Here is a 22,754-nt window from a genome sequence, read left to right on the forward strand (position 1 = left end):
CTATCTTCCACTGTTATTCCCCTAACAAACCTTAAATATCTAATTCTGCATCAGTTGCGTGCTGATGTATAAAATCACGTCTTGGAGGTACATCAATACCCATAAGAAGTTCTGTCATCTGAGAGGCCATCTTGGCATCTTCAATCTCAACAAGCTTTAATAATCTCTTTTCAGGATCAAGTGTAGTCTCCCAAAGCTGAGCAGGATCCATCTCACCAAGACCTTTGTATCTCTGGAGTGTAAAAGAGCCTTTATGAGTATTCCTGTATTTGGCAAGAGCACTGTCATCATAGAGATATTCCTCTTTTCCACGGGCCGGCATAGCCTTATAAAGAGGTGGCATAGCTATATAAACATGTCCCTGGAAAATAAGCTCAGGCATGAATCTATAGAACAATGTCAAAAGAAGTGTTGAAATATGCTCACCATCAACATCGGCATCGGCCATGATAATGATCTTGTCATATCGTAACTTGTTTATATCAAAGTCATTGCCATAACCTTCAGAAAAGCCACATCCAAAGGCATTGATCATTGTCTTGATCTCAGCATTAGCCAAGACCTTATCAATACTTGCTTTTTCAACGTTAAGTATTTTCCCTCGGATAGGAAGTATTGCCTGGAAGTTTCTGTCTCTGGCCATTTTAGCGCTGCCACCGGCAGAATCTCCCTCAACGATGAATATCTCACATTTAGAAGCATCCTTGCTGATACAGTTGGCAAGTTTACCATTTGAGTCAAAGGAATACTTCTGCTTTGTAAGCATATTAGTCTTTGCTTTTTCTTCTGTTTTCCTTATCTTGGCAGCTTTCTCGGCACAACCGATGATTGCCTTCAAAGTCTCAAGATTTCTGTCAAAGTATCTTGTAACTTCTTCGCCTGTGATCTTGGAAACAATCTTCGCAGCGTCCTGATTATCAAGCTTTGTCTTAGTCTGTCCTTCAAATCTTGGATCTGGATGCTTAATAGAAACAACAGCAGTCATACCGTTTCTTACATCGGTGCCTGTAAAGTTGTTGTCCTTATCCTTTAATATGTTGAGCTCTCTGGCATACTGGTTTATGACATTGGTAAACATTGTCTTAAAGCCCGTAAGATGAGTACCACCTTCAGCGTTATAGATATTATTACAGAATCCAAGAACTTCTTCATGGAATTCATTTACATACTGAAATGCTACTTCAACCTCTACGCCTTCGCTTTCACCGCTAAAAGATATAACGTCATGAACAGTCTCTTTTGACTTGTTCATATCCTTGATAAATCCGGTGATTCCGTCCGGCTCATGGAACTCAACATACTCCTCTACACCAGGGCGCTTATCCTGAAAAACAATTGTAAGAGAAGGGTTAAGATAAGCAGTCTCGTGAAGTCTTGACTTTATATCATCTTCTTTAAATCTTGTTTTTTCAAAAATAGTGTCATCCGGCAGGAAGTTTATTGTTGTTCCGTTTTCTTTTGTTGTTCCAACAGGAACTAAAAGGCCATTTTCAAGCTTAGTTGTGGGAATACCTCTCTCATAACTATCTTCATAAATATAGCCATCCTTTTTAATTCTGACGCTCATCCTTGTAGACAAAGCGTTTACAACGGATGAACCAACACCATGAAGACCACCACTGGTCTTGTACGCATTATTATCAAATTTACCACCGGCGTGAAGCATAGTAAGAACGACACGCTCAGCAGTAATGCCCTTAGCGTGCATTCCCACAGGAATACCTCTACCGTTATCTTCAATTGTAGCTGAACCATCAGCCTCTAATGTAACGTGGATTTTTGTGCAGAAACCTGCAAGATGTTCATCGACAGCGTTATCTACAATTTCATAAACAAGATGATTAAGACCTCTTGTAGAAACACTGCCAATATACATACCAGGACGCTTTCTAACAGCCTCAAGGCCCTCTAAAACAGTAATACTCGAAGCGTCATATTGTTCGTATGCAGCCATTCAAAACCCCTTTTCAAAACTTTTTTCTAAATAATATAAATTCAAATTAAAAATGTAATTTTCTGGTAACAGTTACTGCCAAAGCCCCGGGACCAATGTGACAGGCAACTGACAAAGAAAGCGGATCCATATGGATATCAAATCCAGGAAAGGCCTCTTCTACTTCTTTTTTCCAAGCCGTAGCAGCTTCTAAATCCTTGGTATAAGCACATGCAATATGAAAATCTCTTGCATCCATACCACCGAATCTATTTTCGATATCAGCCTTTATGGCATTTATCATTATGTTCTTACCCTGATTTGTTGTACGTGCTTTTGCAAATGCGTCAAGCTTTTCACCCTGGATCTGAAGTACAGGTTTTAAGCGAAGGAGTGTTCCAAGTGCAGCTGCAGCCGGTGTGATCCTTCCACCCTTTTTAAGATAATAAAGAGTATCAAGCATAATATAGATACTGGATTCGAATTTTGTATCCATAAGCTTTTTGACGATTTCTTCTGCTGATAAACCTGCTTTTGCCATTTCAAGTGCATCAAGAGCAGACTGTCTTTGAGTTACAGATATTCTCTGGTTATCTACTACGAAAACCTTGCCCTCATATTCTTCCTGTGCGATCATATATGCGCTCTGGCAGGAGCCGGAAAGGCCGCTGCTCATAGGAATATATATGATCTGGTCATAATCCTGTAAAACCTTATCCCACAGAGTCATAAGTGAATCAGGAGTCGGCTGACTTGTTGAAACAGCAGCATCTTCGCCAAGTTTGGTATAAAATTGTTCCTGAGTAAGATTTATATCTTCATAAAAATCTTCATCATTTATCATAAATGGCATAGGAACAACAAAAAGCCCTAATTCCTTGGCCTGACTTTGAGTTACACCACTATTACTATCTGTAACAACTGCAATCTTAGACATAATATAGATATTCTACCGACAAAAAGCCGATAATCCTCCTATTTTCATACTATTACACTAGAATAATATTACTTTTATAATGTGGCAAAGTCAACCGAATTTGCCGATTTTGTGCTGAGCAATTCTTTTAATACACTATGTTGTGGCAATATAAGATCAGGATCATTTGCCAAAATCCTATCTGCATCCATAGCTGATTCTTTAACAAGATCGCTGTCGTGGTATATATCTCCAACACGGAAATTAAGGTCACCGCTTTGGCGAACACCAAAAAGGTCACCCGGGCCTCTTTGCCTTAAATCTTCCTCCGCAATCTTAAATCCATCATTGGATTTATTCATGATATCAAGTCTTTCTTTGGCTTCTTTTGACTCGGAAGTATTAAGGAATATGCAATATGACTGAGCATCACCTCTTCCTACTCTTCCGCGAAGCTGATGGAGCTGCGAAAGCCCGAATCGCTCAGCATTTTCAATCATCATAACCGTGGCATTTGGAACATTTATGCCAACCTCTATAACAGTTGTGGAAACTAAAACATCGATATCTTTCCTTGCAAAAGCATCCATTATCTTGTCTTTTTCAGCCGGCTTCATTTTTCCGTGGAGCATGTCAACCCGTATATCTGAAGGCAATGCCGCCCTTAGCTTTTCGGTATAATCGGTAACATTTTCAACATTATCAAGTTCGCCCTCTTCAATCATCGGACAAATTACATAAGCCTGATGTCCCGCTTCTACCTGGCTTTTAATGAACTTATAAGCTGTAGGTCGGTAATCAGTTCCAACAACACAGTTCTTTATAGGCTTTCTTCCACCGGGAAGTTCATTAACTATAGAAATATGCAGATCTCCATAAAGAATTATCGCAAGTGTTCTGGGTATTGGAGTTGCACTCATTAGTAAAACATGAACCTTATCACCTTTGCCTGCTAAAGATTCTCTCTGACGAACTCCGAATCTGTGCTGTTCATCAGTAACAACCAGGGCAAGATTTTTATAATTCACCTTTTCCTGAATAAGGGCATTTGTTCCGATAATGCAGTTAACTTCGCCTTCACTTATGAGTCTTTGTGCCTCTTTTTTCTCTTTAGCAGAAAGAGCTCCTGTTAAAAGAACCGGTTTTAAAGTCTTTAGGTCATATTTTTTAATAATCTCTTTAAAACTCTCATAATGCTGGGCAGCCAGAACTTCAGTAGGAGCCATTAATGCGCCCTGATAGCCATTTGCAGCTGTAGTTAAAAGAGCCAGCAAAGAAATAATTGTTTTTCCGGAGCCTACATCTCCCTGTATAAGCCTGTTCATAACTGTTTCGCCGCCAAGGTCGGATCTAATATCCTCCCAAGCCTTCATCTGAGCATTTGTAAGCTTATAAGGAAGCCTTTCCAAAAGCCTTTGTGTGTCGGCTACGTCGATCATTGGATATGAATTCTTGATAACTTCCTGAGACTTTTTTAATAGCCTTAACTTAAGCACAAAAAGTAAAAACTCATCATAAGCTAGTCTCCTTCTGGACTTTTCCAGTGCTTTCGCATCCGAAGGAAAATGTATGCCCACAACAGCTTCACTATAGCTTGTTAGGCCATGGCTTTTTATTAAATCATCAGGTAAATATTCTTCAAATCTTCCTGCATTTTTAAAAGCCTCGTGCATTGCCTTAATGACTATGTTGTTAGTAAGCCCTTTAACAAGAGGATACCTTGGCTGCATCTGACCCATAAGCGCCATATATTCGTCAAGCTTATACATTTTAGGCTGATCCATGGATAGGAAATTGCCTTTTTTCTGAACCATTCCTCTAAATACATGAGTTGTTCCGAGCTTTAACACGCTTGCAAGGTAAGGAGCGTTAAAATAGGTCATTTTAACCCTTGCGGTTTGATCAGCAGCCTCAAAAGCAATAATAGAAAGGTTTCTGACTCTTCTTTTAACAATGCTTCCTATAATAGTCAGTTTACATGCGTTTATTTCACCGGGCTTCATATCGCAGGCATTTAAAATATTCCCATAAATATCATAGGCCCTTGGATAGTACCTGATCAGGTCGCCACAGGTATAAACGCCACATTTTTCAAAAAGCTTTGCTGTTTTCTCCCCGATACCCTTTAAATTTATAACCTTTTCTTCAAGTTCTCTGCTCCCCAAAACACACCTCGCAATAAAGAAAATTAAAGCCAGGCAAACTAAGCCTGGCTTATAGTTAATCTATAAATTATTCTGCAGAAACTATGTAGTAATATATTGGCTGTCCGCCATACTGAAGTTCTACATCACACTGTGGATACTTCTCACTGATCTTGTTCTTTAAGTTCTCAGCATCCTTCTCATCAACTTCATCACCATAGTAAACACTGATGAGTTCAAGATCGTCATTCATCATCTTATCGAGCATGTTATATGTTACATCAGCAATTTCAGCTCCTACTGAAAGGATTCCTGAATCACCGATTCCCATGTAATCGCCCTGTTTGATCTGTACATCATCGATAACTGTGTCTCTGACAGCATATGTTACTTCACCGGTATTAACAGTTGAAAGAGCTTCTTTCATAGCTGCTATATTATCTTCAAGTGCTACATCAGGTACATAGTTAATGATTGCAGTTACACCCTGAGGAACAGTCTTTGATGGAACAACTACGATCTTCTTACCATCATCTGAATCTTCTGCCATAATAGCTGCCTGATTAGCTGCAAGAATAATATTCTTGTTGTTAGGAAGTACTATTACAGTGTCAGCATTAACCTTTTCAACAGCATCCATAATATCTGCTGTACTTGGATTCATTGTCTGTCCGCCTTCAATGACGTAATCAACTCCAAGTCCTCTGAAGATTTCTGCAAGGCCATCACCTGCACATACTGTAACAAAGCCAACTTCCTTGTGAGGCATCTCAGGTATTTCTTCTTCCTTTGTATCATCAAGTTCAACCTTGTCACCAAGAGGAATATCATCTCCGGGTAAATATGTTGGTGTAAGCTCAGCAGCTCCATTTATCTCAGTCTTGATCTCAGCCCAGGAACCATCATTATTTTCATGGAAGAGTTTCTCTCTGTGTTCCATTCTCATGTTGTCAATCTTCATATTTGAAAGCTGACCATACATAAGAGCTCTCTGAATAGCAAGACCAGGATCATTGGAATGTACGTGAACTTTACAAATCTCGTCATCAGCCACCATTACAATGCTGTCACCAATGGATTCAAGGAAAGACTTAAAGTCTATCTCCTGCTTGATATTAAGAGGTTTAGACAAAAGAACAATAAACTCTGTACAATAACCAAATTTAATATCAGCTTCTTCAACTTCCTTGCCAGCCGCACCAGCCTTTGCACCAGGTGTCATAGCTTCTTCATTTATTGAAAGATCGATCTCTTTTCCAAGATAGCCATCAAGAGCACCCTTAAGAACCTGCATAAGGCCCTGTCCGCCAGAGTCTACAACACCAGCCTGCTTAAGAACAGGAAGCATATCAGGTGTCTTGGCAAGTACTTCATCAGCGTACTTGATAACTTCGCTGCAGAAATACTCGATATCATCTGTTCCCTCTACTGCAAGTTCATGAGCCTTTTCAGCTGCACCCTTGGCAACAGTAAGGATTGTTCCTTCCTTAGGCTTCATAACAGCCTTATAAGCAGTCTCAACAGCCTTATCGAAAGCAGCTGAAAGAATCTCTACATTAACTTCATCATGCTCTTTAACAACTTTGGTAAATCCTCTAAGGAGCTGTGAAAGAATAACTCCGGAGTTACCTCTGGCGCCACGAAGGGACCCAGATGAAATAGCCTTACAAATTGATGTCATGTCGCTGCTATCGCCAAGACCTGAAACCTCTTTAGCTGCTGACATGATAGTCATTGTCATATTTGTGCCTGTATCTCCATCGGGAACAGGGAATACGTTAAGTTCGTTTATCCATTCCTTTTTTGCCTCAAGATTCTTGGCACCAGCTAAAAACATTTTTGACAACAGCTTAGCGTCAATTACATTATTACTCAAAACTTAATTCCTCCTAGAACTCAATCGAGCCAATTAATCTATAACACGGACGCCTTCGATGTAGATATTAATCTTCTCGATTTCGAGCCCGGTAAATTCCTCTACTTTATATTTAACAGTGTCGATAAGGTTATCAGATACTGCTGAGATACTAACTCCATAAGCTACTATAACATGAAAGTCAAGTTTAAGCTTGTTGTTATCATCAAGCGTTACATTTATACCTCTTGTCATGGAATCAAGCTTAAGAAGGCTAACAAGACCATCCTTGACATTTACATTGGCCATTCCAACAATTCCAAAGCATTCCATTGCGACTGCACCAGCATACTGGGCAATTACTTCATTATCAATAGAAATATTTCCCATGTGTGTGTTTACCACAGAAGCTTTCATATAATTCCTCCTTAACAGGCAGTGCTATCACCGCCGTTTTCGCATACCATATAGTATTATAATAGCAGTTTATAAAAAAATAAACCATAAATTTTCTATATTTCTCTTGCAATTAGTTTTCGTTTCTGCTAATATATCAATGTTGCGAAAACATAAGCAATAATATGCTATTTATTTACGATTACATGGCTTATAAGGAGGTGTCAAAATGGCTAAATGTGATATTTGTGGCAAGGGCGTTCATTTCGGTAACAACGTAAGCCATTCTCATAGAAGATCTAACAGAGTTTGGAAGTCAAACGTTCAGCACGTTGCTGTTAAGGTCAACGGTCAGTCAAAGAGAATGCACGTTTGCGCAAGTTGCCTTAGATCTAACAAGGTTGAAAGAGCTTAATTAGTAATAATAAAAACTACCTGATGACAGGTAGTTTTTTTATTGCATTTTTTACTCTTCTATTTTTATGAATTATATTTCTTATACGGAAAATCCAAAGAGAGCAAGTTTCGATATGATAAGCTCTCTTATAATAATTCCCTTCTCTTCTTTTTCATCCTTATTCATTTTTACAAGCTGTTCTATTGTATAGACTTTCTCTTTAAAACCCTTTTCATGATTTAAAGGATCTTTATATTGAGATGTTCTGATCCTAAGTCTGAGCTGCCTATAGAGTTTATAATCAAAACTATCTTTTTCTATATAGTAGAGATGGCTCTCAAGACTTGTATCAAGATCAACTTCATCTTTAATATATTTTGATATTATGGTCTTGAACTTAAATGGGACCATCTCATTATTTAAGAGCTCATTATAGTTATAACGAGCTCCAAAATAATATCTTTCTATATCCTGCATGTAATACTTGAAATCATCTTCATTTACAATATTCTGCATATGCTTAATTACTTCTCTCCGCTGTCAAGATCTTCAATGTTGTCGCCGCTGAACTTTATGGCACTCCTAATCTTATCTTCATCCCATCCTGTCTCATCCATAAGCTCTTTTACGGTGACTTTACGTCTAAGATCATCTGCAAGCTCTTTTGCCTTGTCTGCAACTTCTTGAACAAGTTTAAGAACCTTCTGGCTTCCTGTATCTTCTGCAAGATTCTCCTGAATAATATTCTCCATGGCATCAAGCATAAGCTTATATAAAAAGCTCTCAACTTCTGATGGCTCCCCAACAGCATCAAGCATTGTAACGCCCTTGGTAAGAGCTACATTTCCTTCGCCTATAAGGTCTTCCAAAAATACTCCCTGTTCGGAATACATTCTTGCAACATCTACTACAAGAGGAAGATACATGGAAATAAGCTTTTCCTGCGCATCCTTTTCCCCTGCCAAAGCTGAAATTGCTATAGCTTCTTTTTCGCCATCAGTATAACTTGGGAGTGCATTTAAGCTTTCAATGTAATCATCGAGATAATTCTTTTCCTCATCAGAAAGATCCTCATCAGTAAAAACAGCTTCTTCATCAACACCTATCTTATGACTTTTCAGGTATTCAAAGACCATTTCAAACTGCTTTTCATCAAGTTCAAGATCAGAAAAAGCTTCTTTAACCTCCTCTGATGTGATTATGTTTTTATTTTCTCTGGCTGTTCTTGTAACATTCTTTAAAATAGCCGCAAATTCTTTTTCTTTGTTTTCTAAATTACCCATGGTGCTCCTTTATTTTACGTGCTGATGTGTAAACAAATGATCCTGGCAATACTCATAATTGCCATTACACTTTGAACAGAATCTGAATTCCAGGTCCGGATACTCAGCCTCTGTGCGTCCACATACTGCACATTTATGTCTTGTTATGCCTTTAGGCATCATCTTTGATGCATTGTGATATTCTCGCCTTCTCTTTACCTCTTTTGGTCTCAAATGGCTGATCTTACCTGTCTGCAAGTAGAAAAGAAGTAAATTAATAAACTGAAATACAATTGCAAAAAATACAAAATAATTTTTGTTAGCAACGCCTGTAAATGCATTATATGCAAGCAGTGCTGCATAGAAATAGCCAAGATACTTAACCTTTATCGGAATGATAAACATCAAAAGAACCTGAACATCAGGGAAGCACATTGCAAATGCTAAAAATACCATTTCCTGGATGTATGATGTGCTGAAATAAATTGAAAAAGCACTCATGACTGCGCCAAGAGCATCACCATTAATTCCAAAAAAGAACTTGTACACAAGCATAGTTGCAAATGATGCAATGATCATAAGCACAACGCCGCCAAAAATAAAGACATTGTACCTGAAGGTTCCCATTGTTCTTTCCATGCTGGTACCAACGAAATAATAAAAGAACAAAGTAATGATAATAAGAATATTAAAAGAACTTGGTGGTATTAAAAGCCATGATACCAGTCTCCAGATCTGACCATGTAAGATTGCATAAGGATCAAGAGTTAAAAATCCAAGTATATTTACGCTTGGCGGAGCAAGCTGTAATACATATCCCAAAACATAAAGTCCAATGATATACAAAGTAAGATTTGGAATAGCATATTTCCCAAACTTTCTTTCCATATTGTTCAAAAATTCATTCATAGAAAATCCTCATTCTGTTATAGTATTATGCCTGATAATTTATCAAGAATAGCCTTTATATCGTAAGGCTTAGTAATATATCCATTCATACCGGACTTGATTATTTTTTCTTTTCCGCTCTCAGATTCATCGGCGGTGATCGCGATAACAGGAACTTCTGACCTTATATCGTTTTCCATATCTCTGATTTTCTTAATAAACAAGTACCCTTGAATATTTCTGTCATCTACATTGATCAAAACAGCATCAAAATATCCTGAAGGTGCTGCCTTGACTTTCTCATAGGCATCAAGTCCATCGTTGGCAATCTGAACTTCCATTCCGGCTTTTTTCATAATATCGCTTGTAATTGTCTGATTCGGAAGTGTATCCTCAACAATAAGAACTCTTTTTCCAAAGAAATTGTAAAGGCTTAAGCTATCGTCTATTTTTACCTGACCACTCTCAAAGCTGCTTATATTAAGAATATTATTAAGAATTGTTGTCAGCTCTTTACTGAATGAGCCCATCTTAGCAAGGTTATTCTTAATATTTGTAAGATCATTCATATTCTCTGAAATCCTAATAAGAGAAACAATATTGTTGATTGGCTCTCTCATATAGTTATTCATCTTATTAAGGAAAACAAACTTCTCCTGGTTTACAGTTTCAATCTCACGCTTTGCATCTTCTTTTTCACGAATACGCTTCCTGTTTATACGCACTGAATAAAGCAAAAGTAAGATCAAAATGGCAAGAATAATTAAAAATACAATAAATGCACCAATAAAATTCTCTCTCAAAACATCTTTGAAGGTGTATTTATACATGTTATCGGAATAAACTAAACCAAGATTATTGACATACTCTGTTCCTGCTCTGCTCAGTCCTCTGTCAATAAGTTTCAAAAGTCCTTCATTACCAATCTTTACACCAAAGCACATGTCGTCTGCGTATCCAAGCTGCCTGAACGAAAGTTTTTCGTAATCAGGATTTTTGAGCATTGATGCAGTTCTAAGGCCATTTAATGTCGTATATGTAGCTTCACCCTTTAATACAGCCTTAAGGCACGCATCAATGGATGGATAATACTCTATTGTAGCATCTGGATAATGATTGGCAATGTAATAATATTGAAGCTTGTTGCTTTCATTAACTGCAAATATCTGCTTTGAATTATCATAGTAATTCGTAGAATATATCAGATCTGTAAGCGAGGATATAACAGGCTTTGATATGAACATGCCATCTTCCTCAGAGAAGAAAAGGCCTCCGCCAACAGGAAATGCAAGTTCAATTTCTTCATCATCCATAGCTTTAACAAGTTCATCGTATGTATCAAATCCAACATACTCAATAGCAACTGTTTCATATCCAAGCTGCTTAAACAAATATGGAACAAGCTCTTTAATTAGCCCTGTTACTTTGCCATCTTTTGCAGTATCACTGTATGGAAGAAAATTATTAAGATATCCGACTACTACACTTTCATGTGAAGTAAGCCATTCTTTTTCAGAGCTTGTAAAGGCTCTGCTGGCCAAGGTCTCAGGATAATACTTATTTCTTAATACACTTATATAATCAGGATACTCTAAAAAGAGCTGACTCTGAGCTTCATTGAGTTCTTTTAAAAGATCCGGTCTGTCTTTACTTGTGCAGATAAAATAGTCTGTTTCGCCAAATGGATAAAGTGTTTCAGCGTGGCTTCTGTCGTATATACCATCGCTTTCACCTGCAAGTGTATCAACTTCCCTCTTGTCAAAGGCCTCAAGAAGCGCATCATAGTCTGAAAATGTAACAACATTAGCAGCTATATTCTTTTTTTCCAGGAAGTTTTCCAAAGCAACTTTGATAGCACTATCAAGTACTCCTACACTCTTACCATTGAGAGTAGTCGGGTTTGTGGTAATAGTATCATCGCCCTGGTGCTTGACAATACTATACTGCTCTGTGCCCTGTGGCTTATCAGGATATGAAATAAGATGACTGCGGCTTTCTGTATAAGCAAGACCTGCAACAAGATCAACATCACCATTTAAGAGCATGTTGTATATTGTTACAAAATCGCCATAGACATATTCATAGTTCCATCCGGTATATTCAGATAGTTTTCGATAGTATTCATAAGCGTAGCCGCTTTTGACTGCCTTATCTGAAGCACCTTCCTGGAATACTTCATTCTGATAATAACCAACCCTTACAGTCTTTGTTACACTTTTCCCCGCTGTTCCCTTAATGCTATTAAAATTAAAAATCAAAATAACTGACAATAATAACAGAAAAAGTCGTTTTGTTTTTGATTTCATAAATAATAATCCCCTTCATATGCTCATACAGGGTAATCATAACACAAAAACTCCCATAAGCGAATGCAGTTTTTTAAATTTTATACAATTTATCATAATTGATTTTTAGATGGCACTGCATTATAATCATATAGATTGTCTTTAGCTACATTTAATTAGAAGATATAGCTTAGCAATAGATTTAGAAGTTGAGGTTAAAATATGATTTCAAAGGACTACACATTAGGTATTGATATTGGTTCCACCACTGTTAAGGTGGCTCTTTTGGATAACAATCACAAGATTATTTTTTCTGATTACAAAAGACATTTTGCTAATATTCAAGAGACATTATCAGATCTTTTGCAGGAAGCTTATAAAATAAGCGGCGATATAACTATCCACCCTGTCATAACAGGATCTGGCGGACTTACACTTGCCAAGCACCTGGAAGTTCCTTTTGTCCAGGAAGTTATAGCTGTTTCTACTTCACTTAAAGAGCTTGCTCCTAAAACTGATGTTGCAATTGAGCTCGGTGGTGAGGATGCCAAAATTATCTATTTTGAGGATGGAAATGTTGAACAGCGTATGAATGGTATCTGTGCCGGTGGTACAGGTTCATTTATAGACCAGATGGCTTCTCTTTTACAGACAGATGCTACAGGTCTTAATGAGTATGCTAAAAATTACCACTCTCTTTATACAATAGCTGCAAGATGTGGTGTTTTTGCAAAATCAGATATTCAGCCACTTATCAATGAGGGGGCAACAAAAGAAGATCTTTCAGCTTCTATTTTCCAGGCTGTTGTCAACCAGACTATTTCAGGACTTGCCTGTGGAAAGCCAATCAGAGGCCATGTGGCATTTTTAGGTGGTCCTCTTCACTTCCTTGATCAGCTTAAAGCTGCCTTCGTTCGCACGCTTAAGCTTGATGAGGAACATACGATTGAAACTGATAATTCCCATCTCTTTGCTGCTATAGGTTCTGCCTTAAATGCCAAAGAAGATGTTTCATATTCTATGAATGAAATGACTGATAAGCTCTCCCATAAAATAGTTATGGAAGCTGAAGTTTCACGTCTTGATCCTCTTTTCAAAAATGAAAATGAATATTCTGAATTCAGAAACCGACAGGACAAATATAAAGTTAAAACAAGAAAGCTTGATGATTATAAAGGAAAGGCTTTCCTTGGAATCGATGCCGGTTCTACTACTACAAAATGTGCACTTATCAGTGAAGACGGAGATCTTCTTTATTCATTCTATTCAAGTAACAACGGAAGCCCATTAAAGACAGCCATCTCCTCTATTCAGGAAATATATAAGCTCATGCCGGAGGGTGTTTCAATCGCCAGATCATGTTCAACAGGTTACGGTGAGGCACTTCTTAAGTCTGCACTTTTACTTGATGATGGAGAAGTTGAGACAATTGCTCACTACAATGCCGCTGCGTTCTTTGATCCTAAGGTTGACTGTATCCTGGATATTGGTGGACAGGATATGAAATGTATTCATATAAAGAATAATTCAGTTGATTCTGTTCAGCTTAATGAGGCATGTTCATCAGGTTGCGGTTCTTTCATTGAAACCTTTGCCAAATCTTTAGGATATAGCGTTCAGGACTTTGCTAAAGTAGCTCTTTATGCAAAATCTCCTGTTGATCTTGGAACAAGATGTACTGTATTCATGAATTCTCGAGTTAAGCAGGCACAGAAGGAAGGCGCTGATGTGGCAGATATTTCATCAGGTCTTGCTTATTCAGTAATCAAGAATGCGCTCTTTAAAGTTATTAAAGTTTCAGATGCCAAGGACCTTGGCGAACACATAGTTGTTCAGGGCGGAACTTTCTATAACGATGCTGTACTTAGAGCATTTGAGATCATTTCAGGTGCAGAAGCAATTCGTCCTGATATTGCAGGAATTATGGGTGCTTTTGGTGCTGCACTCATCGCCAGAGACAGATATTTTGAGACAAGCGACTATAAAACAACAATGCTTGGTATTGAGCAGATCAATAAACTTGAATACTCAACAAGCATGACTACCTGTCAGGGATGCACAAACCACTGTCGTCTTACTGTAAATAAATTTACAGGCGGAAGAACTCATATTTCCGGAAACAGATGTGAAAGAGGTATCGGTAAGGTAAAGAACGCCGATAATATCCCTAACCTTTTTGATTATAAATATAAGAGAATATTTGGATATGAGCCACTTGAAGCTGATAAGGCAAAAAGAGGCACGGTTGGTATACCAAGAGTTCTTAACTTTTATGAGAACTATCCATTCTGGTTTACTTTCTTTACAAAGCTCCAATATAAAGTTGTTCTTTCACCAAGATCAACACACCAGATCTATGAGCTTGGTATTGAATCAATTCCAAGTGAATCAGAGTGCTATCCTGCTAAATTGTCCCATGGACATATTGAGTGGCTTATAAAACAAAAGGTTGATTTTATCTTCTATCCCGGACTTTTCTATGAAAGGGAGGAAGTTGAAGGCGCAACCAACCATTACAACTGCCCTATTGTTACTTCATATTCAGAAAACATCAAAAACAATGTTGAAGCTATTACAAATGGCGAAGTAAAATTCAGAAATCCATTTATGGCTTTCACAAGCCTTGATACTGCTACAGCATCTCTTGTAAAAGAATTTTCTGAAATTCCGGCTGAAGAAGTCATTGCTGCTGCAAAGGCTGGCTGGGATGAAATGCAAAACGCAAGAAAAGACATTCAGAAAAAAGGTGAAGAAACCCTTAAATGGATGGAAGAAAACAATAAACACGGTATTGTTCTTGCAGGAAGACCTTATCATGTAGACCCTGAGATCAATCATGGTATTCCTGATATGATCTGTTCTTATGGAGTTGCTGTTCTTACAGAAGACAGCGTTTCACACCTTGGCAAGCCTGAAAGACCTCTTATTGTTTCTGATCAGTGGATGTATCATTCAAGATTATATGCTGCAGCAAGCTACGTAAGAACAAGGGATGACCTGGATCTTATCCAGCTTAACTCCTTTGGTTGTGGTCTTGATGCCGTTACTACAGACCAGGTAAATGATATTCTTTCCGGTTCAGATAAGATTTATACATGCCTTAAGATTGATGAAGTAAACAGCCTTGGAAGCGCAAGGATCAGAGTACGTTCTCTTTTAGCTGCAATTCGCGTAAGAAAGCAGAAAAATACTAAGAGAACAATTCGTTCAACTGCTAATAACAGAGTTCTTTTCACAGAAGAAATGAGAAAGAACTATACAATACTCTGCCCTCAAATGTCTCCTATTCATTTTGATATCTTAGAGCCCGCTTTCAGAGCTTGCGGATATAACTTTGTAGTAATGCAAAATGATAACAGACATGCGATTGATATGGGTCTTAAGTATGTTAATAACGATGCTTGCTACCCTTCACTTTGGGTTGTTGGCCAGATTATGGATGAGCTCCATTCCGGTAAATACGACCTCAATAAAACTGCTGTTATCATGTCACAGACAGGTGGCGGTTGCAGAGCAACAAACTATGTAGGATTTATAAGACGTGCTCTTAAGAAAGCAGGTATGGAACAGATTCCTGTTGTTTCACTTAACCTTTCAAAGCTTGAAGCAAATCCTGGCTTCCACATTAACTTTGAAATGCTTAAAAGAGCTGCTTATGGCGCTGTTTTCGGAGATATCTTCATGCGCTGCGTATACAGAATGAGACCATACGAAAAGGTCAAGGGTTCTACAGAAGCCGTTCATGAGAAATGGAAAAAGGAATGTATCGACTTCGTATCATCCAAGCATATGAGCTTTGCAAAGTTCCAGAAAATGTGCCGAGAGATTATTGAAGACTTCGATAAAATAGAGATAACAGATGAAGTAAAGCCAAGAGTTGGCATTGTTGGTGAGATTCTTGTTAAGTTTGCACCAGCAGCCAATAACCACCTTGTTGATCTTCTTGAAGCAGAAGGTGCTGAAGCTGTTGTTCCTGATCTTATTGATTTCATGCTCTACTGCTTCTACAATCAGATCTACAAGGCAAAAGAGCTTGGAACTTCCAAGAAGACTGCTGCTCTCATGCGTGTAGCAATCTGGGCTATTGAAAAGCTTAGAGGCGGAGCAACAAAAGCCTTTGAAAAGAGTGTACATTTCGAGCCACCAACAAGTATCTATAAGCTTGTTGAATATGCAAAACCTATCGTAAATATCGGCAATCAGACAGGTGAGGGATGGTTCTTAACAGGAGAAATGGTTGAACTTATTAAAGGCGGTGCTTCTAATATCGTTTGCACACAGCCATTTGGATGTCTTCCTAACCACGTTGTAGGTAAAGGTGTTATCAAACAGATGCGACACATGTATCCTGGCTGCAATATAGTTGCTATCGACTATGATCCAGGTGCTTCTGAAGTAAACCAGCTTAACAGGATCAAGCTTATGCTCTCAACTGCTCAAAAGAAAGTTGACGAAAAAATGAAGAAGGCTATGTAAAATAGTTAAAAAAAGGCACATCGCAAAAGCGATGTGCCTTTTTAAATGATAAATCATTTGAATTTTGCATTTAATTTTTCGATGGCATCTTCATGACGCTGAATGGCAAAGGTTGCTGATTTTGCCTTAAGCTCTGCATTCACACGCTTCTTATGTATCTCATTAGCCTTTACATAATAATCGTATACGTCTTCATCCTCAAGCTCAAGGAATTTATCCGCAAAGCATCCAGGAAGCACAAACTTTTTAACAACGTCATTAAACTTTACTTCTATGTACTTACCATCTTGTGTGATGACTGTTCCTTCACCAAACTTTTTATGTTTCACAGTTAGTTTAAGAGCAGACCTTTCACCAAGTTCTTTTTCTTCCTGATCAAGTGCATCAAGCTCATGATCCAATTCTGTCTGAAGAGCTTTGAGCTCTTCTATCTGTTTAGCATTTTCTTCTAGCATCTCTTTAGTCTTCTTTGTAGGTTTCTTTTTAGAATCTGTCTTTACTTCAAGGTCATCGTTCTCAACATTAAGGGCCATATGATAATTCTCCTTGTCTAAATTATCTAAAATAAAATAAACGACCTAACATATATATTTTAACTTATTTTAATAGAAAAAACAATGATAGCGGGGCCCTTAAAATATTATAAATTTATAACGTAGTTGTAACTCCAGGTTTAAGTTCGATATGTTTTTTATCAACTTCAAGCCATACGCTTGTGGCACTTGGATTATATGCAAAATCTCCATTTACTGATACCTGAACTCTTGAAGCTGCATCCATATAGTCAACAATCTCGATATTTGTTGCATACCAGATATCATCTTTGTTGCCAACCTTTTTAGCAAAGTTCTCAATCACATGCCAGTTATTGTCAATTTCAAATTCATAACTGTGTCCCCATACATACATCATGTACAGATACTGGGTTTTATGAAGATTTATAAACTCTTCAGATAATCTCTCCAAAGCTTCATTTTTGTGGCTGCATGTAGGATTCCATCTAAGATAATCTGAAGGCATTGCAAAGCCAAGTGTTGAATGAACTGTTCTTGCATGTCTGATACCACATGCTTTTAAAGCATCAACAACATTGTCATCAAATGAGCCATTAGGATATGCAAGTCCTCTTACAGTGTAGCCAAGTGCTTCCTCAAGCTTTCTTCTATCCTCTATTACCTGAAGCACCATCTGTTCCTTGGGGCTTCTTGCAATTGTAGGATGTAAAACAGTGTGACAGGCAACTTCATGTCCTTTATAAAGCTCTTTATACTCTGAAGCAGGAATACGCTCATCATAGGCATTAGCAAATGGTCTGTCTACAAGACCTGAATTTACATTAAAAGTTCCCTTAAGACCATACTCATTAAATAAGGCAACAAGTCTTCTGTCGGCAATTTTGCCATCGTCATAACTAAGCGTTAATACTTTATGTTTTCCTCCCGGAAAGCAAGTATAGATATTCCTAAGTTCCATTTTTTACTCCCTCACTTACATTTTTTTAGTCAGCATCTTGGATGCGAGCTTTCTTTTTTCTTCGTCTAGTATCTGTCCCCATTTATATGGTGTGTTCTGGTATACGTAATAGTTGAGCCAGTTTGTATAAAGGATATTTGCATGACTTCTCCATACAAGATCAGGTACATTTTCAGGATTATCATCAGGATAGTAATTGATAGGCATTTTAATATCAAGGCCTTTACCAAGATCTCTTTTATACTCACTATCAAGAGTTAATCGGTCATACTCTGCATGTCCCATTGCAAATATCTGACTTCCTGACTTATTCATGCAAAGGAAAATTCCTGCCACATCAGATTCTGCAAGAACAACAAGATCCTCGCAATCATGTATGGCCTTGGCAGGAGTCTCTGTATGCCTAGAGTGAGGCATTGAAAATACATCATCAAAGCCTCTGACCAGAGGTACCTTCCTGTTCATGACTCTGTGCTTATATATACCAAATCTCTTTTCAGGCAAAGGCTTTTTATCTATTCCATAGTGATAATAAATTCCTGCCTGTGCTCCCCAGCAGATGTGGAATGTTGATGTTACATTTGTTTTTGACCACTCAAATACTCTGCAGAGCTCATCCCAATAGTCAACCTGTTCAAAATCAAGTTGCTCTACAGGAGCGCCGGTAATAATAAGACCATCGTAGGTGTTTTCCTTAAGCTCATCGAATGGATGATAGAACCTGTTAAGATGGTTAGGAGACGTATTTGATGAATGGTGGGAACTCATCTGCATAAAAGATACATCAATCTGCAAAGGCGTATTAGACATGGATCTAAGTAGCTGCAATTCAGTATCCTCTTTAAGTGGCATAAGATTAAGAATACAGATCTGCAAAGATCTGATGTCCTGATGCAGGGCCCTGTTCTCATCAACAGCAAATATGTTTTCCTGTTCAAGGATCTCCCTTGCAGGAAGATCATTTTTTATCTTAATTGGCATTTTTCATCACTCCGTAAATAATTATTTTATCATTTCTAAAAACTGAGCTTCGTCAATTACTTTAATACCAAGTTCATTGGCTTTTGTAAGCTTACTTCCGGCAGCTTCGCCTGCAAGAACAAGAGAAGTCTTTTTTGATACACTTCCTGAAGCTTTTCCGCCGTTTTTAACAATAAGCTCTTCCGCCTCTTTTCTTCCAAGAGTTGGTAATGTTCCTGTAACTACAATGGTCATTCCGGAAAGCTTATCGGATGCATCCTCATCTTTTTGAACGATCATGTTAAGTCCCATTTTTTCCATCTCATCAATGATAGAGAGGTTGTTCTCATCATGGAAGAAGTCGTATAAATCTTCTGCTGTGGTCTCACCAATATCCGGAATCTGCAAAAATCCGTCTTTTGTAACTTTCTTAAGATCCAGAAGACTGTCAAAATGTTTCATGATTTCTCTTGCTGTTGACTTACCTACATTCCTGATTGCAAGTCCTGTAAGAAGCCTTACCGGATCATTTTCTTTTGACTTTTCTATCTCTGCAAGAAGCTTGTCAGTATTCTTTTCTTTACCAATAATTCCCTTTTCGATCAGAACATCTCTATGCTCAAATAAGTGATATATATCAGCATAGCTCTTTAAAAAGCCCTCAGAAACAAGTGCTTCTACTAGTGTATCACCAAGTCCCATGATATTCATGGCATCTCTTGAAGTAAAGTATGAAATTGTTCTTGTAACCTGAGCAGGACATGTAGGATTGACGCATCTGATATCAGCGGTATCCTCTTCTCTAAATAGATGGCCGCCACAAACAGGGCATTTATCCGGAGCTTTATAAACAATTTCAGGTGCCTTCACGCAGCCGTTTAGCTTTGGAATGATCTCACCGCTCTTAAAGAGCTTGTATTCACCGCCAATTCCAATCTGCATTTCATTTATATAGTCCTGATTATGGAGAGTTGCTCTTGATACACTGGTACCGCAAAGCCTTGCTGGCTTACCTGTCTCCTTGTCGTGAAAACTTCCGGTAAAAGTAAGTTTGCCGGTTCTTCCAACATCCACAAGGATCTCATCCATAACAACGACTCTTTCTTCAGGTGGATACTTATATGCTATATGTCCACTTGAGTACTTTGAGCCTGATGGGAAATCATTTCTCCACTGAACCTGATCTATTTTTATAACAGCGCCGTCCAGGTCAAAATCCAGATTCTCTCTCATGTCACCAATTGTATCAATAGCATTTAAAACATCTGATGCTGTACTGCATTTTTTATGAAAAACAGTCTTAACACCAGCATTTTCGAGTATATCAAGGCCTTTACAATGGGACTGCATAAGTTCCATTGGACCATCCTGAATATTAAAGATGAACATTTTAAGGCCTCGGGACCTTGTAATCTCGGGATCGAGCTGCCTCAAAGTTCCCGCTGCCAGGTTTCTTGGATTAGCAGAAAGCTTTTTGCCGAGCATTTCCTGAGTTTCATTAAACTTATCAAAGCTTTCGTGTGACATATATACTTCACCGCGAAGCTCAAGATAATCATAGGGAAGGTCAAGAACCTGCTTAACATCAGGTATTACAAGGGCATTTAAAGTTACATCTTCGCCGATAAGACCATCTCCTCTGGTTTCTGCAAGAGATAGATGTAGTTTTCCATCAGATTCATCTTTTGTGTATCTAAGGGACATACTAAGACCGTCAATTTTCTGTTCAACAGAAAATGAAGCCTCCGGATGCATCAGATGCACCTTGTCTATCCAGGCAGAAACGTCTTCTTTATTGAACACGTCCTCGATAGAAAGCATAGGTACATTATGAGTTACCTTAACACCAGCCTCTCTCTTTGCTGTTCCGCCGACAATCTGGCTTGGAGAAGTCTTTGTTACAAATTCAGGATTTTCTTTTTCGATTTCCTTAAGCCTCTGCATGAGCTTATCATACTCATAGTCAGAGATTTCAGGTTCATCCTGATTATAATATAAATCCATATGATGCTTGATTTCCTTTACCAAAGCATCATATTCTTTCCTGATCAATTCTTTTTCCATACAAACTCCCAAAAACTATAATACTAACAGTATATTATTATTTATCTGGCAATTCCAGCATCTTTATAGAGTTTTTTTACCACTTGGTCTGAAAGGACAACATATTTTCCGGGTTTTAGATCGTAGTCCCTTAATTTCACATTCATAACCCTTATTCTTTTAAGCTTAACTACATTTGCCCCTAATGCTGCGCACATTCTGCGAATCTGTCTGTTAAGCCCCTGAGTCAGGATAATGTTAAAAGATCTTTTGCCTGTCTTTTTAACTTCACAGGGCCTTGTTCTTCTATCAAGTTCTTTTAGATACATTCCTGAAGACATGGCTTTAAGAAAATCTCCCGTCACATCCATGTCCACGGTGACTTCATACTCTTTTTCATGCTTCATAGAGCCTTTCATCATGGAATTTATAAGCTCACCATCATTTGACATAAGAAGAAGCCCCTCTGAGTCTTTATCAAGTCTGCCTGCATAAGTGACTCTTTTATCAAATCCAAGGTCTTCAATAACAGTTTTTTCTGCATACTTATCTTTTTCTGTACATGTAACACCAACCGGCTTATAGTATGCTATCACTATTTTTTCATCCAAAGGCTCTATCTTTTTGCCATCAACAAAAACAGTATCTGTATCAGTTACATCAATACCAAATACTGCTTTCTCACCATTTATAGTAACTCTTCCTTCATCTATTAACTTATCTGCCTCTCTCCTGGAGCATACGCCGCAGCTGGCAATATATTTATTTAATCTCATGAAAATACCTAACCACAATAATAATTTAAAAGTCGAGCATATATTCGTCATATACGCTCGACTCATAATTCATTAGTTTTCTTAAACTTGCGCCAAAGAGTTTATTGCATCATCCTCAATGATCAGGTCATAGGACTCGCGGATATGTGCGATCACATGCTGATTTGATGCCTGAAAACGGCCAAACTCATATGCCATTGTAAATAGTGACGCAAATACTTTTGGCTCTTCGTCAAGTCTCTTTAAATCAAGATAATACTTACCATCCTGCTCATTCTTATAAAGAGAACTTGATATATTAAGATCTGTAGGTGCCTTTTTACAAAACTCAATAACAGTACTGATATCTGCAAAAGAGAAAACATATTCATGGAACTTAAGTCGCTCTACATCTCTGTTTTTCTTGGAAGCACCGTTTGAGATCTTATCTGCTTTTTCTTTATTCTCAGCAGCTGATGACTTCTGATTGAGTGAAATCTTATCATGGTTCTCAGCAAGTCCTGAGTCTTCCATTATATTTTTCACAGAATTTGTGAACTGTTTCAAGCTCTTTAAATAGTCATTTAATCTGTTTATTCTGTCTTCATTTTCAGAATCGCCAATATCCTCAAGGACATTCTTTGGAATTGTGATTCCGGCTTTTTCAGTAAGGTTTTTAAGTATCTCTCCGAATGAAGCTGAAGCATTTTCAGAAAGAGTTAAAGAAATGGAATGATCAGGTAAAACAGTGATCTGCATTGGCATAAAGGAACCTGTTGGCTTATAATCAACCTCTTCCTGGGCCTTACGCATTACATCATGTAAAAAATCCATCGCTTCTTTTTTCTTTTCAAATAAATCCTCGAGCTTTATTCCCTGCTCGTCCATATCATCTTCAGTTATGATACATGTTACTGTATCCTTATTGATTCTTTTAAATTCCATTAAATATTTATCCTTTCAAGAAATCG

17 protein-coding genes are annotated in these 22,754 nt (G+C 37.9%); 2 read left to right on the plus strand and 15 right to left on the minus strand.

Annotated elements, in window-relative coordinates; all coding sequences use genetic code 11:
• Positions 1-31: 31 nt before the first annotated feature.
• The 5 genes from E7303_RS05440 to E7303_RS05460 all read right to left on the minus strand — a co-directional run bounded on the left by E7303_RS05440 (position 32) and on the right by E7303_RS05460 (position 7,265).
• Complete coding sequence (locus tag E7303_RS05440) at positions 32-1,954, minus strand: DNA gyrase/topoisomerase IV subunit B (RefSeq protein WP_292144205.1); 1,923 nt, start codon at positions 1,952-1,954, stop codon at positions 32-34.
• 46 nt (positions 1,955-2,000) lie between these two features.
• Entirely contained in the window at positions 2,001-2,870 is an 870-nt protein-coding gene (locus E7303_RS05445; protein ID WP_292144206.1) for a DegV family protein, read from the minus strand.
• Positions 2,871-2,944: 74 nt separating this feature from the next.
• Positions 2,945-5,014, minus strand: a complete 2,070-nt coding sequence (recG, locus tag E7303_RS05450) for an ATP-dependent DNA helicase RecG (RefSeq protein WP_292144207.1) — start codon at positions 5,012-5,014, stop codon at positions 2,945-2,947.
• Positions 5,015-5,081: 67 nt separating this feature from the next.
• On the minus strand, positions 5,082-6,869 hold the full coding sequence (locus E7303_RS05455; RefSeq protein WP_292144208.1) for a DAK2 domain-containing protein: 1,788 nt from the start codon (positions 6,867-6,869) through the stop codon (positions 5,082-5,084).
• A gap of 33 nt (positions 6,870-6,902) precedes the next feature.
• Positions 6,903-7,265 carry an Asp23/Gls24 family envelope stress response protein gene (locus E7303_RS05460; protein WP_022773971.1) on the minus strand — a complete coding sequence of 121 codons (363 nt, stop codon included), beginning with the start codon at positions 7,263-7,265 and terminating at the stop codon, positions 6,903-6,905.
• A 208-nt stretch (positions 7,266-7,473) separates the two neighbouring features.
• On the opposite strand from E7303_RS05460, the gene rpmB reads away from it, so the two are divergent.
• On the plus strand, positions 7,474-7,659 hold the full coding sequence (rpmB, locus tag E7303_RS05465; protein WP_022773970.1) for a 50S ribosomal protein L28: 186 nt from the start codon (positions 7,474-7,476) through the stop codon (positions 7,657-7,659).
• An 81-nt stretch (positions 7,660-7,740) separates the two neighbouring features.
• Here rpmB and E7303_RS05470 read toward each other — a convergent pair whose 3' ends face one another.
• From E7303_RS05470 to E7303_RS05485, 4 genes are read right to left on the minus strand one after another with little or no spacing between them, the layout of a single operon-like run.
• Positions 7,741-8,157 (minus strand): hypothetical protein, encoded by a 417-nt coding sequence (locus E7303_RS05470; protein ID WP_292144209.1) that lies wholly within the window; start codon positions 8,155-8,157, stop codon positions 7,741-7,743.
• Between the two features lie 8 nt (positions 8,158-8,165).
• Positions 8,166-8,924: an RNA polymerase sigma factor region1.1 domain-containing protein gene (locus tag E7303_RS05475; protein ID WP_292144210.1), complete on the minus strand. Its 759-nt coding sequence runs from the start codon at positions 8,922-8,924 to the stop codon at positions 8,166-8,168.
• Between the two features lie 9 nt (positions 8,925-8,933).
• Positions 8,934-9,812 carry a hypothetical protein gene (locus E7303_RS05480; RefSeq protein ID WP_292144211.1) on the minus strand — a complete coding sequence of 293 codons (879 nt, stop codon included), beginning with the start codon at positions 9,810-9,812 and terminating at the stop codon, positions 8,934-8,936.
• 17 nt (positions 9,813-9,829) lie between these two features.
• On the minus strand, positions 9,830-12,097 hold the full coding sequence (locus tag E7303_RS05485; RefSeq protein WP_292144212.1) for a response regulator: 2,268 nt from the start codon (positions 12,095-12,097) through the stop codon (positions 9,830-9,832).
• Positions 12,098-12,298: 201 nt separating this feature from the next.
• Between E7303_RS05485 and E7303_RS05490 the strand changes: the two genes are divergently transcribed.
• On the plus strand, positions 12,299-16,552 hold the full coding sequence (locus E7303_RS05490) for a 2-hydroxyacyl-CoA dehydratase (protein ID WP_292144213.1): 4,254 nt from the start codon (positions 12,299-12,301) through the stop codon (positions 16,550-16,552).
• A gap of 53 nt (positions 16,553-16,605) precedes the next feature.
• Here the strand turns inward: E7303_RS05490 and E7303_RS05495 are convergent, their stop codons facing one another.
• The 6 genes from E7303_RS05495 to E7303_RS05520 form a co-directional block, all read right to left on the minus strand.
• A complete protein-coding gene (locus E7303_RS05495; RefSeq protein ID WP_292144214.1) occupies positions 16,606-17,085 on the minus strand; it encodes a hypothetical protein in 480 nt (159 codons plus the stop codon).
• Between the two features lie 115 nt (positions 17,086-17,200).
• Positions 17,201-18,025, minus strand: coding sequence for a polysaccharide deacetylase family protein (locus tag E7303_RS05500; RefSeq protein ID WP_292144215.1), 825 nt, complete (start codon positions 18,023-18,025; stop codon positions 17,201-17,203).
• Between the two features lie 15 nt (positions 18,026-18,040).
• Positions 18,041-19,006: a homoserine O-acetyltransferase MetA gene (gene metA, locus E7303_RS05505; RefSeq protein WP_292144216.1), complete on the minus strand. Its 966-nt coding sequence runs from the start codon at positions 19,004-19,006 to the stop codon at positions 18,041-18,043.
• A 21-nt stretch (positions 19,007-19,027) separates the two neighbouring features.
• Complete coding sequence (gene ligA / locus E7303_RS05510) at positions 19,028-21,049, minus strand: NAD-dependent DNA ligase LigA (protein WP_292144217.1); 2,022 nt, start codon at positions 21,047-21,049, stop codon at positions 19,028-19,030.
• A 41-nt stretch (positions 21,050-21,090) separates the two neighbouring features.
• Entirely contained in the window at positions 21,091-21,804 is a 714-nt protein-coding gene (locus E7303_RS05515) for a pseudouridine synthase (RefSeq protein WP_292144218.1), read from the minus strand.
• A gap of 81 nt (positions 21,805-21,885) precedes the next feature.
• Positions 21,886-22,728 carry an adaptor protein MecA gene (locus E7303_RS05520; RefSeq protein WP_292144219.1) on the minus strand — a complete coding sequence of 281 codons (843 nt, stop codon included), beginning with the start codon at positions 22,726-22,728 and terminating at the stop codon, positions 21,886-21,888.
• Positions 22,729-22,754: the final 26 nt, after the last annotated feature.

Source organism: Butyrivibrio sp. (assembly GCF_015056685.1).
In the GTDB taxonomy this organism is placed as follows: Bacteria; Bacillota; Clostridia; order Lachnospirales; family Lachnospiraceae; genus Butyrivibrio.

Coding starts and splice junctions, on each gene's coding strand:
- ligA (WP_292144217.1), bottom strand. CDS start 21,049: ATGGAAAAAGAATTGATCAGGAAAGAATATGATGCTTTGGTAAAGGAA.
- E7303_RS05440 (WP_292144205.1), bottom strand. CDS start 1,954: ATGGCTGCATACGAACAATATGACGCTTCGAGTATTACTGTTTTAGAG.
- rpmB (WP_022773970.1), top strand. CDS start 7,474: ATGGCTAAATGTGATATTTGTGGCAAGGGCGTTCATTTCGGTAACAAC.
- E7303_RS05515 (WP_292144218.1), bottom strand. CDS start 21,804: ATGAGATTAAATAAATATATTGCCAGCTGCGGCGTATGCTCCAGGAGA.
- metA (WP_292144216.1), bottom strand. CDS start 19,006: ATGCCAATTAAGATAAAAAATGATCTTCCTGCAAGGGAGATCCTTGAA.
- E7303_RS05480 (WP_292144211.1), bottom strand. CDS start 9,812: ATGAATGAATTTTTGAACAATATGGAAAGAAAGTTTGGGAAATATGCT.
- E7303_RS05485 (WP_292144212.1), bottom strand. CDS start 12,097: ATGAAATCAAAAACAAAACGACTTTTTCTGTTATTATTGTCAGTTATT.
- E7303_RS05475 (WP_292144210.1), bottom strand. CDS start 8,924: ATGGGTAATTTAGAAAACAAAGAAAAAGAATTTGCGGCTATTTTAAAG.
- E7303_RS05490 (WP_292144213.1), top strand. CDS start 12,299: ATGATTTCAAAGGACTACACATTAGGTATTGATATTGGTTCCACCACT.
- E7303_RS05445 (WP_292144206.1), bottom strand. CDS start 2,870: ATGTCTAAGATTGCAGTTGTTACAGATAGTAATAGTGGTGTAACTCAA.
- E7303_RS05460 (WP_022773971.1), bottom strand. CDS start 7,265: ATGAAAGCTTCTGTGGTAAACACACACATGGGAAATATTTCTATTGAT.
- E7303_RS05500 (WP_292144215.1), bottom strand. CDS start 18,025: ATGGAACTTAGGAATATCTATACTTGCTTTCCGGGAGGAAAACATAAA.
- E7303_RS05520 (WP_292144219.1), bottom strand. CDS start 22,728: ATGGAATTTAAAAGAATCAATAAGGATACAGTAACATGTATCATAACT.
- E7303_RS05470 (WP_292144209.1), bottom strand. CDS start 8,157: ATGCAGAATATTGTAAATGAAGATGATTTCAAGTATTACATGCAGGAT.
- E7303_RS05495 (WP_292144214.1), bottom strand. CDS start 17,085: ATGGCCCTTAATGTTGAGAACGATGACCTTGAAGTAAAGACAGATTCT.